The sequence below is a fragment of the Acinetobacter sp. LT1 genome, from assembly GCF_059800965.1.
On the sequence record NZ_JBBAXE010000025.1, the window covers coordinates 38400 to 50886 of the forward strand.

At 36.0% G+C, this 12487-nt stretch carries 11 protein-coding genes and 1 pseudogene; 5 read left to right on the forward strand and 7 right to left on the reverse strand.

Going from position 1 to position 12487, the window contains the following annotated elements:
* The first annotated feature begins 228 nt into the window (after positions 1-228).
* Entirely contained in the window at positions 229-1521 is a 1293-nt protein-coding gene (locus tag WBW42_RS18125; RefSeq protein WP_032057542.1) for a lytic murein transglycosylase, read from the forward strand.
* A gap of 63 nt (positions 1522-1584) precedes the next feature.
* Here the strand turns inward: WBW42_RS18125 and WBW42_RS18130 are convergent, their stop codons facing one another.
* The 6 genes and pseudogenes from WBW42_RS18130 to WBW42_RS18155 form a co-directional block, all read right to left on the reverse strand.
* The gene (locus WBW42_RS18130; RefSeq protein ID WP_014207668.1) at positions 1585-1959 is read right to left on the reverse strand and encodes a hypothetical protein; all 375 of its coding nucleotides are present in this window, start codon (positions 1957-1959) and stop codon (positions 1585-1587) included.
* A 101-nt stretch (positions 1960-2060) separates the two neighbouring features.
* Positions 2061-3071, reverse strand: a pseudogene (locus WBW42_RS18135) (M57 family metalloprotease).
* A 96-nt stretch (positions 3072-3167) separates the two neighbouring features.
* Complete coding sequence (locus WBW42_RS18140; protein WP_005072548.1) at positions 3168-4073, reverse strand: matrixin family metalloprotease; 906 nt, start codon at positions 4071-4073, stop codon at positions 3168-3170.
* Positions 4074-4402: 329 nt separating this feature from the next.
* Positions 4403-6343, reverse strand: coding sequence for a molecular chaperone DnaK (gene dnaK / locus WBW42_RS18145; protein WP_002115449.1), 1941 nt, complete (start codon positions 6341-6343; stop codon positions 4403-4405).
* A 119-nt stretch (positions 6344-6462) separates the two neighbouring features.
* Positions 6463-7017, reverse strand: a complete 555-nt coding sequence (gene grpE, locus WBW42_RS18150) for a nucleotide exchange factor GrpE (protein ID WP_002115470.1) — start codon at positions 7015-7017, stop codon at positions 6463-6465.
* A 162-nt stretch (positions 7018-7179) separates the two neighbouring features.
* Positions 7180-8073 carry a LysR family transcriptional regulator gene (locus WBW42_RS18155; RefSeq protein WP_032006002.1) on the reverse strand — a complete coding sequence of 298 codons (894 nt, stop codon included), beginning with the start codon at positions 8071-8073 and terminating at the stop codon, positions 7180-7182.
* Positions 8074-8179: 106 nt separating this feature from the next.
* On the opposite strand from WBW42_RS18155, the gene WBW42_RS18160 reads away from it, so the two are divergent.
* Both WBW42_RS18160 and WBW42_RS18165 read left to right on the forward strand, forming a co-directional pair.
* Positions 8180-9046: an MBL fold metallo-hydrolase gene (locus WBW42_RS18160; protein ID WP_032057541.1), complete on the forward strand. Its 867-nt coding sequence runs from the start codon at positions 8180-8182 to the stop codon at positions 9044-9046.
* Between the two features lie 390 nt (positions 9047-9436).
* A complete protein-coding gene (locus tag WBW42_RS18165) occupies positions 9437-9667 on the forward strand; it encodes a hypothetical protein (RefSeq protein WP_000733015.1) in 231 nt (76 codons plus the stop codon).
* A gap of 169 nt (positions 9668-9836) precedes the next feature.
* Here the strand turns inward: WBW42_RS18165 and WBW42_RS18170 are convergent, their stop codons facing one another.
* Entirely contained in the window at positions 9837-10163 is a 327-nt protein-coding gene (locus WBW42_RS18170; protein WP_032057539.1) for a hypothetical protein, read from the reverse strand.
* A 210-nt stretch (positions 10164-10373) separates the two neighbouring features.
* Between WBW42_RS18170 and WBW42_RS18175 the strand changes: the two genes are divergently transcribed.
* Positions 10374-11444, forward strand: coding sequence for an alpha/beta hydrolase (locus WBW42_RS18175; RefSeq protein ID WP_032057538.1), 1071 nt, complete (start codon positions 10374-10376; stop codon positions 11442-11444).
* A 157-nt stretch (positions 11445-11601) separates the two neighbouring features.
* On the forward strand, positions 11602-12159 hold the full coding sequence (locus WBW42_RS18180; protein ID WP_032057536.1) for a peptidylprolyl isomerase: 558 nt from the start codon (positions 11602-11604) through the stop codon (positions 12157-12159).
* Positions 12160-12487: the final 328 nt, after the last annotated feature.

The window sequence follows — 12487 nt, forward strand, 5'->3', positions numbered from 1 at the left end:
GAGGTACTTTTGAATTTAAACTTGGGTATTGGTTTTGAATTCAAAAGTAATGATTTGGATCTAGAGAATTTTAAATTCAAAAATAAAGTAGAAAATTTGAATTTAAAACATGGGAAATGAATTTAAAGTAGAGATTATGAATTCAAATTTACGTTTTCTCTCTGAAATTTTGGACTCATAATGGTATGGTACTTACAAATTTAAATTTAAAAATCGAACTAGGATAATATGCGACGTTTTTCTTGTATTGTTGGCTCTGTATTTTTAGCGATGTCTCAGGCTCAAGCAGAGCTCGTAATTAATGGTTCTACAATATCTAGCAGTGCTATTGTTCCAGTAGTGACGAGCGAAGATTATACGCCTAATAATAATTTCCAAAGCTGTTTGGCAAATTTACGTTCTCAAGCAATTGCTGCTGGAGTATCTGGTACAACTTATGATCGTTATACCCAAAACTTGACCCCAGATTATTCAGTTATTGATAAATTAAACTATCAACCAGAATTTTCGACACCAATTTGGGATTATCTTTCTGGTCTAGTTGATGAAGAGCGCGTTGAGCTTGGTAAACAAAAACTGGCGCAACATCGAGATGTTTTAAACCGTGCTTCTCAAACCTACGGTGTGCCGCCGGAAACAATTGTAGCAGTGTGGGGTGTTGAAAGTAATTTTGGTGATATTTCTGGAAAATATCCTTTATTACAAGCACTCGGGACTTTAAGTTGTGAAGGACGTCGACAAAGTTATTTCCGCACTGAGTTTTTTGCCACTATGCGTATTTTACAACGTGGTGATTTAACCGAAGACCAACTGAAAGGTTCATGGGCTGGGGCATTTGGTCATACTCAATTTATGCCATCTACTTATGAACGATTAGCTGTTGATTTTGATGGAGATGGTCGTCGAGATTTAGTGTCGAGTACAGCTGATGCGCTGGCTTCAACAGCTAATTTCTTAAATAAAGCAGGTTGGCAAACAGGAATGCCGTGGGGTTTTGAAGTCAAAGTTCCCCAAGGTATGTCAATTGATGGAGAAGGGCGACGTTCAAAGAAAGCTTTAAGTAGCTGGAGTGCACGAGGGGTAACCCGAATTGATGGTTCTCCACTTGTTCAAGGGGCTTTATCTGGCAATACTTCAGCGGGTTTAATGGCACCTGCAGGTGTAAATGGTCCAGTATTTTTAGTATTTAAGAATTTTGATGCTATCTATAGTTATAACGCTGCGGAAAGCTATGGACTTGCGATTGCACATTTATCTGATCGTTTAAAAGGTGCTGGCCCATTTGTTGCGTCTTGGCCAACTGATGATCCGGGAACTTCACGTGCAGAACGTCGTGAAATCCAACAGTTTTTGATTAATCGTGGCTATGATATTGGTGCAGTTGACGGTCTTATTGGAGATAAAACCCGCGTAGCTATTCGTCAGGAGCAGACTCGTTTAGGTTTAAATCCAACAGGACGGGCAGGGCAGCAAATTTTACGTGCATTCCGTCAAGAACAAGCTCAGAAAATGATGCAATAAACTAGAAATAATAAAAAAGGTCTGCTCATGCAGACCTTTTTTATAGGTACTTATATAAGATGATTACTCTAATTTAACTGCTTCCAAAATATCAAAAATAACTGACGTAACATCTTGGCTTAAATCACGATCATTAAAGATTTCATACGCAGTGATCGTGACATCAGTATCACTTGGTAATTGCTTTTGCTCTTCTTCAATTAAATGTTCAATCGGTAACAGAGTCTGTTTTACTTCAAGATGGAGAATATCTTTATATTCGATATTTTCATCCTCAAGCTCGATTTCATGCTCATTGAAAAAGGGGATTAAAATAGAATGGAGGTATGGTTTAATTTCAATAATATCAAACAGTTCAATATCTCGTGTCTGTTCAATTGTGCTGATATGATCATTTACTTCAATCAGGATATGATAATAACTCATCTTGATCTCCATTCTATTTTCGTTAGCTCTTATGACCACAATAACATGACTTTGATATCAATTTCGATGTATCTACATAGAAATAGATACATCATTTTATATCAAGCTTTTAATTATTGAGGTAAAGCACTCAATAGATCGCGGTCAGCATCCGTAAGTCCAGTGATTTTTTTGTCACCATCTTTACGTACTGAGTACATCAATGCATTTGGTTGATCACTATGTTTTAAACCAAGTGCATGTCCTAACTCATGAGCAATTGTTAAGCGTAAATCATCAATAGACTTAAACTCATAAATCACAATTTGTTTGCCGTTGTAGATACCTTTTTTAAAGACATCCGCTTGAGCATTTTGCTTAAATTGGTTCAATGAATTATTAAACTCATTGTTAATCTGATTAAAATGAGTCACTTTGACATTTAAATCTTTAGCTTGCTCATTATATGCAGCAATTTCTTTCTTTAAAGCAACAGTTTGTTTTTGCAAATCTTTCTGAGTTTTAGCCAAAGATTTAGCGCTGTATTCAGGTGCTAATTTGCCTTGGTTAAGTTGCATCATTAGTTGGTCAAGATTTTTCAATTTTCCATTCAAAATCTGCTTCTTATTTTCAAGGTCGGCTTGAGTTTGACCAAGGGTTTGCTTCAATTGCTTAATTTGTTGCTGTTCATCAATTACACGTTGCTGTTCTTGTTGGAACTGAGCTGCAATTTTTTGACGCTGTTCAGAACGGCTTTGACTATTATCGTAAACTAAACGAATTTCTAACTTTGCATTTGGATCATAAGTAAAATAATCCTGTCCAGTACCTTGCTTCCAAATGTCCGCAGCTTGTTGACTAATTTGAATTAATTGGTCTTGGCTTAAACCAAAACGTGGATCAATATCAGCAATTTTGTAAGTCAAATGTTGACCTGCTTTTTGCTGAATTTGAGTATGAGTTGGAGTGGCAAGATTAGCATTAGCCTGAAAATTAGAAAAAGCAAAGGCTACGCCTAATAACAAAGATGTTAAACGCATAATCGAAGGGGGGAGATTTTAAAAAAAACGTATTATAAGAATATAAAATGAAAAATCAATCAAAAAACGTACAAAATAGGAAAATAAATGAGACTTTAGTCTCATTATTTTTTACCAAATGCCAAATTATTTTTTAGGAAAAATTTAATATATTGGGTTTTATTTAGTTTTTTTTAATCAGTTAACTTTAACGATTTTTCCTTAATTTGGTCTATAAATTGAACCTAATAAATCTAAATCTGAATCTGTCAATTTAAAGTTATGAATATCTTGCTCTTTTAAATAGGGATACATTAAAGATTTAGGATCAGTCGTATGTTTTAGCCCTAAAGCATGCCCAAGTTCATGAGCAAGGGTCAAGCGTAAGTCATTTAAAGAAGCATAACCGTAAATCTGAATTTGGTTTTGACTGAATAAACCTTTATGGAAGGGTTGAATACTCGTTTTCTGCTTTAGTTTGAATTGTGTTTTTAAAGCGCTTAAATCACTTTGCTCTCGATTTAGCTCTTTAATTTTTAAGTTAAGTGATTGAATTTTAAAATTTAGACTATTGGATTCATTTTGTAACTCTTCCGATTTTTGCTCTAGTTGTTTTTGCCATTCTTTTAAATTATTGGCATTAGAGTATTGATGTTCTCCTTGATTAAAGCGCGTTACATCTTGTTGATATTGTTCAAACTCAACTTTTAGACTGACCTTTTTCTTGTTTAAATCACTTGATAGTTGAGTAACTTGCTGTTTGTTTAGAACAATTTCTTCATTTTTAATGCGCCAAGCTTCCTGCTTTTGCAAAAGTGCATCCAAATTGTTTTGTTGTTCATCCTTAAGCATTTGATGATCATCATAGATTAAGTTAATTGACAATTGAGCCTGTGAATCATAAATAAAATAGGTCTTTCCAGTTTCTTTTTGCCAGATTTCAGCAGCTTGCCGACTTACCTCAACTAGTTGTTCTTTAGTAAGTTGAAACCGCGGATCAATAAAAGCAATTCGGTATTTTAAAGGCTGATGAGATGAATGAATTGGCAGATTGCTTTGAGCAAAAAGTGTTGTTTGTAAGCCCATGCATAAGCATAAGCTCAATCCCCACCATAGAAATTTTTTCATGGCAAAATAAAAAATATAAATAAATCTTATTGTTAGCTACTTAATTTAATTCGTCAAAACGATAAAAATCTCAATAGATTAGGTGAGGTTTGTGATATTGGTCGAAAAATTAAAAAAGATGTTCTCAGACTTGGCAATAATCAAATAATTAATGTAGTAAATAACAGTGGTTTTTTAACAAAAAAATATTATTTAAAATTAAATATTTAGTTTTTATCATTGATCTTTCTGACAGAAATTTTTGAATAATATTATTAAAAAACTTATTGTTACTTTTTGTAAATAATAAAAAACCGCGCCTAAGCGCGGTTTTTTATTAAAGAAACAAATTATTTTTTGTCATCTTTTACTTCTGTGAATTCAGCATCTACAACGCCATCATCTGCTTTTTGTTGACCCGCATCACCACCTTGGAATGCATTTGGATCAAAGCCTTCAGCACCACCAGCTTGTTGCGCTTGTTCATAAGCACGTTGAGTGATAGGCATCAAGATGTTTTGTAAAGCTTCAGTTTTTGCTTTGATATCTTCTACATCATTTTCTTTTGTTGCTGCTTCAAGTTCAGAAACGGCAGTGCTTACAGCTGTTTTTTCATCTTCAGTAACTTTATCACCAAGATCTTTAACAGCTTTGTTCGAGCTTGAAATTAATGCATCAGCTTCGTTACGCGCTTTTGCAAGTTCTTCAAACTTACGATCTTCTTCAGCATTCGCTTCAGCATCTTTAATCATTGCTTCGATTTCAGCATCAGACAAACCTGAGTTCGCTTTAATCTGGATCGATTGCTCTTTACCAGTGCTCTTATCTTTAGCAGATACTTTCAAGATACCATCAGCATTGATGTCGAAAGATACTTCAATTTGTGGCACACCACGTGGAGCAGGTGGAATATCGCCTAATTGGAAGTTACCCAACAATTTGTTTTGTTGAGCCATCTTACGTTCACCTTGGTAAACTGAAATGTCTACAGCAGGCTGGTTGTCAGCAGCAGTAGAGAACACTTGTGATTTCTTCGCAGGAATCGTCGTGTTTTTCTCAATGATTGGTGTTAATACACCACCCATTGTTTCAATACCTAAAGTTAATGGTGTTACGTCTAATAAAAGAACGTCAGTTTTGTCACCAGACAATACCGCACCTTGAATCGCAGCACCGATTGCAACAGCTTCGTCAGGGTTCACGTCCTTACGTGGCTCTTTACCAAAGAATTCTTGTACTTTTTGTTGTACAAGTGGCATACGAGACTGACCACCAACCAAGATCACATCAGAGATGTCTGAAGTCGAAAGACCAGCATCTTTAAGTGCGATTTTACAAGGCTCAATTGTACGAGCAACCAAATCAGCAACTAAACCTTCAAGTTTTGCACGTGTTACATTGATCACTAAGTGTTTAGGACCAGTTGCATCAGCTGTGATGTATGGAAGGTTGATTTCAGTTGCGTTAGATGAAGAAAGCTCGATTTTTGCTTTTTCAGCAGCTTCTTTCAAACGTTGTAACGCAAGTGGATCATTTTTCAAGTTCACACTTTGTTCTTTCTTAAATTCTTCAACTAAGAATTCAATTAATGCGTTATCAAAGTCTTCACCACCAAGGAAAGTATCACCGTTTGTTGATAACACTTCGATTTGTTGGTCGCCATCAAGGTCTGCGATTTCAATGATTGATACGTCAAAAGTACCACCACCTAAGTCGTAAACTGCAACTTTACGGTCGCCTTCTTTTTTGTCCATACCGAACGCAAGTGCAGCAGCAGTTGGTTCGTTAATAATACGTTTAACGTCTAAACCAGCGATTTTACCCGCATCTTTAGTTGCTTGACGTTGAGCATCGTTAAAGTAAGCAGGAACAGTAATAACTGCTTCAGTAACTGTTTCACCTAAATAGTCTTCTGCAGTTTTCTTCATCTTTTTCAAGATTTCAGCAGAAACCTGTTGAGGCGCTAATTTTTTATCGTTTACTTCAACCCAAGCATCGCCATTGTCTGCTTTGATGATTTTATAAGGTACAAGACCGATATCTTTTTGTACCGCTTGATCTTCATAACGACGACCGATTAAACGCTTGATAGCGAATAATGTATTTTTCGGGTTAGTTACTGCCTGACGCTTAGCACTTTGACCTACTAAGATCTCGCCATCTTTATAAGCAATGATCGATGGAGTTGTACGTGCGCCTTCAGCGTTTTCGATTACTTTTACTTTATCGCCTTCAAGTACAGCAACGCATGAGTTGGTAGTACCTAAGTCAATACCAATAATTTTTGCCATGTGACGTTTTCCTCAAAAATTCTTTTGCAATGTTTTTGCTTGTTATCCGATATGAGAGTGAATCTATTTTTTTCAAGCGTTTTAGCGAAAAAAAAATCTAAAAACTCTCAAAAAATTATTTATTGACCAACCATAACCATAGCAGGGCGCAATAAGCGACCGTTTAATGTATAGCCCTTTTGTAAAACGCTACCGATTTCATTCGCTTTAGCATTTGGGTCAATACCTACAGCTTGATGTAAATCCGCATTGAAGCCATTTTTTGTATCAGCTTCTACAACACCAAATTTTTCAAGTGTGGTTAACAGCGACTTCAAGGTTAGTTTAATACCTTCAAGTACTGGTGTTTCTTCATCGCCAGCTGCTTGAATTGCACGCTCTAAATTATCAACAGAATCTAGTAATTCTTTTGCAAATTTTTCAAGCACAGTCTCTTTATGCTTGTCAGACTCACGTTGAATACGCTCTACACTTTTTTGTGCTTCGTAAACTGCATTTGCAGTACGTGCTTTTTCAAGTTTTAGGCTTTCTTCTAATTTGGTGATTTGCGCTTGTAAAGATTCAACGGTAACGTCGTTTGCTTGCTCTACACCTTCAGCCTGAGTTTGCTCATTAGATTGCTCTGCTTGCTCGTGTTGAATGTCTTGAGCTTGCTCATTTTGCTCATTAGCCATTGATGATCTCCGTTTAAATGGGTTTTTAAACATGTACAGTCCTTTTGGCATCAGCATTTACTGGGTAAAACCTGAACTGCCATGCATATGCTGTAATTCATTAATAGGGATGAAGTATGGGCATTGCCTAAAAATTCAAGCGTACACGGCAATTTAAAACTTTTAATTTTGCGGTTTTAAGTAAAAATCTAAATTTTCGATCATAAAAGCAATAAATTCCTGAGTTATTTTGGGTAAATGTTGTCTTGAAGCATATACCACCGACAAACTTAATTCAGGAGCCGAATAGTTTTTAAATAAAGGAACCAATCGTTTTTCTTTTAAATCTTTTTTAACTAATAAAGTCGGTAACATTGCCACACCTTGAGCATGTACACACATGTCATAAACCGCATTTACATCATTACTTTTAAAGGTGACGTTTAAAGGATAGTTCTGAGGTTGCTGTTCAGTATCAAAAAGTGTCCAAAATTGATGTTGGCTATGGTGGGCTAAACATTCATGTTGAATAAGTTGCCTTGGATGGGAGAGGGGACTGTGTTGCTTTAAATAATCAGGATGAGCACAGAATACAGACTCGATTTGACACACAGGTCGTGCAATTAAACCATCGGCAACTTTTTGCGTTATACGTAAGGCTAAATCGACCTGAGCATCAATTAAGTCCATCGTATTTTCAGTTAGATATACATCAAATTGAATATGTGGATGTTGCTGTTTAAATTGGCGAATACATTCCCCAACCCCTAATTGAAATAAAAATAAACCACAAGTAAAGCGAATCGTACCGTTATGTTGTTCGGGTGCGGCTAACTCTTGTAAAAGTTGCTGTTGTTGTAAAATATTCTCGCAGTAGAGTAGGGCTTTTTCACCCGCTGGAGTGAGAGATATTTTTCGGGTATTTCTTTGAAATAGTCGAGTTGAGAAGGTGTGCTCTAGGTGCTCAAGATAGCGAGAAACCATCGCACGGGAATAATTTAGATGTTCGGCGGCTTTGGTTAAATTGCCATGTTGAGCAATAGAAACAAAGACGTGTATGGCTTTTAATGTGTCCATATGCTTTATCATTATTACAATATATGCAACAGTTTATCTTAATTTAGTGCATTTATCTTACAAGAATTGCAATTTAAAGTATTTCTCATGAAATTGGAGATACATAATGAAATTTTTTAAATTAACTGCTTCAGCCCTAGCAACTGCTACTGCTTTAACGGTAGCTTCCTCAGCCTTTGCGCAAGATTTGAAGATCCAAAGTTTTCTGGCTAAACCCGAACATTTCGGCGTGACTTCTACTTTAATTGAAGGCGATAAAGAAGTTCTGTTGGTGAATGCACAATTCTCAAAATCTGAAGCATTACGTATTGCTGCCGATATTCTCGATAGCGGTAAAACACTAAAGACAATTTTCGTAAGTTATGGCGATCCGGACTATTACTTTGGCTTAGATGTATTTAAACAATACTTCCCAAATGTACAAATCATTGCAACACCAGAAACTGTTAAACATATCCAAGATACTCAAGCGCTTAAAGTAAAATACTGGGGCCCACAAATGGGTGCAAATGCGCCTAGCCAAATTATTGTGCCTCAAGCTTATGCTGCTAAAACTTTAAAACTAGAGAATGAGTCAATCGAGATTAAAGGTAAGAAAGAACTTACTTATTTATGGATTCCTTCTTCGAAAGCTGTTGTAGGCGGTATTCCTGTCTCTTCAGGTATTCATTTATGGATGGCAGATACGCCAAAAGTTAAAGATCGCAATGAAGTGATTCAAGCTTTAGAAAGTATTAGATCACTCCAACCTCAAACAGTTGTTCCAGCTCATATGGTTGAGGGAGCTCCACAAGGTTTGGATGCGGTTAACTTCTCTATCGACTATCTCAAGAGCTATGAGAAAGCGGTCAAAGTAAGTAAAAACGCGAGTGAGCTAAGTCAGCTCATGCAGAAACAATATCCAACATTAAAGAGTGTAGATAGCTTAGAGCTAGGTGCAAAAGTTGTAAAAGGCGAGATGCAATGGCCATAATTTGAATCGAAACACTATAAATTTTTAAAAAAGCCGTGGTCTATCCTCGGCTTTTTTATGAAATAAGGCATTTTCAAGTAAAAAGTCTGTGTAACATTCTACGCACCTTATATAGCGTTTCTATGAAGAGAAAATTTTTAACGAGAGTAAAAGGCTAAGATAAAAATTAGAAATTGATAAAAATAAACAAAAGCTTAAGTTATAGCTTCTATATAAAAGGTAGAGGTGAGGCTAAGGAAGAGGTTTTAATAAAAAATTGCACAATTTGTACTTCTATTACTACAAAAGACAACCAATGATACGCACGCCAGAAAAAAAAATTGTGAATTATAGGCAGCGCGAAGATGAACTTTGCATTTAAATGTTTGTCGTAATGAAAGGAAAGTGATTATGAAAAAATTAGGTCTTATCTCTGTAGTACTTGCTGGTGTTGCTTTTACAGCTGTTGGTTGTGCATCTGAAGCTGGCTTAAATGCATCAGGTTCAGCTCAAACTAGCGCTAGCCCATCTGGCGTACAAGCTGGTGTTGGTGTAGATGCAGGTGTTTCTGGTCAAGCACAACCAGGTCAAGTTGATGCTGGTGCTTCTGGTTCTGTTTCAGGTTCTGCAACTGCTCAGTAATTCTTAGCGATAAGAACAGTTAAAAGATTATAGAGTACATATATTCAAGATGCCGATTTATATATGAAATGAGCTGCTACTCATTATTCTATAGTCAAGAGAATGTGGATTTCTCAACAAAAAAGCCCCAAGAGATTTTTTCTTTGGGGCTTCCATATTCCCATAGATTTTAGTCATCATCATGATAATCTCTATGATTGTGATCACGATCTTCTAATCTTTTCTTCTCCCATTCACGGTGTCTTTTTTCCCACTCACGACGATTTCTATCCTGTTCGCGAGCATCTTTACGTTGTTGTTCGTATATTCTCTTACGCTCTTCCCAACGTTTTCGTTCCCAGTCACTATAGCGACGTCCATCATTGCGGTCATAGCGATCATCATCATGATCATGGTAACCATAACCACCGCGATAATAAGGATCATCTTTATAAGCAACACAACCTACAGTTAAAAGACTGGTTGCTAATAAAGTAACAACTAGTTTTGCTGACATAGCACAATCTCCTTTTGTCTGTTAACAATAATTGGCAAAAAAGTCCTGTTTTAAACGACAGATTTGTTAATGACATTTGCTATAAATCAGATTAGCGTAGATTGGTTTTTACCTTTGTATCTTGATTACATGAGTTGTATGCGAATATAGTCAAACAACAAAGAATTCTGTAGAAAATATGAAGGATAAGAGGAATTCATGGAGATAGGCATGACAGCATTTAATCAAAAAATTCAAACATTGCTAGATAAGGGCCAAGGGCCTGCTGCTCGAGCTCTTGATAAGTTACCTCGATTAGCTCAAGAGTCACTTGCCAAAATCCTTGGATATGCCTACCAATACCCAGAGCTCGACTCGTTTACTAAATGTATGATGGCCGTACAAATTAAACAGGGACGTATTGGTTTCATTGGTTCAGATCCTATTGAGTCTAGACGGCAGTTTGATACACAAATGTTGGCTATACGCCAGAAATCAACTGAAATTGATTCAGTAGAAGACATTCGTTTGCCGCTTCAAAGTGGAACTGTTTTCGCAAGACACTATCATCCTTCACCGAATAAAAAATTACCTCTGATTGTTTTCTATCACGGGGGAGGGTTCGTTGTAGGTGGTTTAGATACTCATGATGAGGTTTGTCGTATATTGGCAAAATATGCAAAAGTACAAGTACTCAGTATTGATTATCCACTTGCACCTGAGGTCTCACCTCAACATTTAATCCAATCATGTGAAGATGCATTAGCTTGGGTATATCAAAATCGCAGACAACTAAAAATATTAAAAAATCGTATTGCTGTAGCAGGGGATAGTGCAGGCGGCAATATCAGTACGGTTGTGGCTCAACGATCAGTAAACAAACCTTATGCTCCACAAGCACAGCTTCTCATTTATCCTACAGTTGATTTTAAAAGTCGACATCCTTCTTTCTATGCCTATAACGAAGGATTGGTTTTAACAGATAATGATATCAATTATGTTACCCAATATTATGCAACTCAGCATAATGTAGAATTAGACGATCCGATTATTTCCCCAACCTATGGTAATTTGAAAAAGAACCCACCAGCTTTCGTGATTACGGCTGGTCATGACGTACTGCATGACGAAGCGAAAATTTATAGCTATAAGCTAAGACAAAATGGCGTCAAAATGCATTATGAAGAATATCCAGATCAAACCCACGGTTTTATAAACTTGACACCTATTTCGAAAAAGGCAAAAAGATATACTATCGAGATCAGTAAGAACTTCAGAAAGTTCTGGGATAAAAATAGTTAAATAAAAGTTTAGTCCATGTTTCACGTGGAACGTGGACTAATACTCAAATCTAAAATATAAAGTACTAAATAAAAGATAATAAATACTCACTAGAATTCTTTTATATAGATGATTAAATTTATCCTTCATTAAGTTTTGCATTTTATTGTAGGAAGATATGAAAAAATTATTAATGTTATGTTGTTTGGGTATAAGCAGCCATTCAGTCTGGGCTGACACTTTAGTTGAAATGCAAACAAATTTAGGCAATATTGAAATACAACTTTATGATGATAAAGCACCAAACAGTGTGAAGAATTTTAAAGACTATATAAAGTCAGGCTTTTATAAAGATACGATATTTCACCGCGTAATTCCTGGTTTTATGGTGCAGGGCGGTGGACTTACTGCAAATATGCAGGAAAAGACTACGCGAGCACCTATCAAAAATGAAGCTGGAAATGGAATTGCTAACACACGCGGAACGTTGGCTATGGCTCGTACTGCAAATCCTAACTCAGCTACTAGTCAGTTTTTCATAAACGTTGCAGATAATAATTTTTTAAATCGTTCTGCGGGTAATGCGGGTTACGCAGTTTTTGGAAAAGTAATTAAAGGAATGGATGTGGTTGACCGTATTGTTCAGGTCCCTACATCAAACTATGGCATGCATCAAAACGTACCAAAACAGTCTATAAAGATAGTAGATATAAAGTTTAAAACTCTTCAAAAATAAATTAACTATATAAATCATATGCTTGTTTGTTTTTGAGATTTTTTTTGGCTGAAAAAGAACCGGTCGAATGTGCATATTTATAAAAGTGCTTGCGTACCAGTTTTTTTTCCCTATAATGCACTCATCCCGACGCGATACACGAGAATATCTTAGCTTACAGGGTTGAGATGAAAGCTTAGTATTGCGTTGAATTCTGTCTCTGACGAAGAGCAGAAAAATCATTAAGAGAATTGAAGAACAACTTGTGTGGATTTTTACTGATTGATTAATCGAAATAATTTTCATTGATTGATTGGTTTAAATTACTCGAAGTTTATTTGAGCGAAAT

What these genes read in the sequence shown, in the direction of transcription:
- dnaK (WP_002115449.1), bottom strand. Translation starts at nt 6,343, where the DNA reads ATGGCAAAAATTATTGGTATTGACTTAGGTACTACCAACTCATGCGTT.
- WBW42_RS18125 (WP_032057542.1), top strand. Translation starts at nt 229, where the DNA reads ATGCGACGTTTTTCTTGTATTGTTGGCTCTGTATTTTTAGCGATGTCT.
- WBW42_RS18155 (WP_032006002.1), bottom strand. Translation starts at nt 8,073, where the DNA reads ATGGACACATTAAAAGCCATACACGTCTTTGTTTCTATTGCTCAACAT.
- WBW42_RS18170 (WP_032057539.1), bottom strand. Translation starts at nt 10,163, where the DNA reads ATGTCAGCAAAACTAGTTGTTACTTTATTAGCAACCAGTCTTTTAACT.
- WBW42_RS18130 (WP_014207668.1), bottom strand. Translation starts at nt 1,959, where the DNA reads ATGGAGATCAAGATGAGTTATTATCATATCCTGATTGAAGTAAATGAT.
- WBW42_RS18165 (WP_000733015.1), top strand. Translation starts at nt 9,437, where the DNA reads ATGAAAAAATTAGGTCTTATCTCTGTAGTACTTGCTGGTGTTGCTTTT.
- WBW42_RS18180 (WP_032057536.1), top strand. Translation starts at nt 11,602, where the DNA reads ATGAAAAAATTATTAATGTTATGTTGTTTGGGTATAAGCAGCCATTCA.
- WBW42_RS18160 (WP_032057541.1), top strand. Translation starts at nt 8,180, where the DNA reads ATGAAATTTTTTAAATTAACTGCTTCAGCCCTAGCAACTGCTACTGCT.
- WBW42_RS18175 (WP_032057538.1), top strand. Translation starts at nt 10,374, where the DNA reads ATGACAGCATTTAATCAAAAAATTCAAACATTGCTAGATAAGGGCCAA.
- grpE (WP_002115470.1), bottom strand. Translation starts at nt 7,017, where the DNA reads ATGGCTAATGAGCAAAATGAGCAAGCTCAAGACATTCAACACGAGCAA.
- WBW42_RS18140 (WP_005072548.1), bottom strand. Translation starts at nt 4,073, where the DNA reads ATGAAAAAATTTCTATGGTGGGGATTGAGCTTATGCTTATGCATGGGC.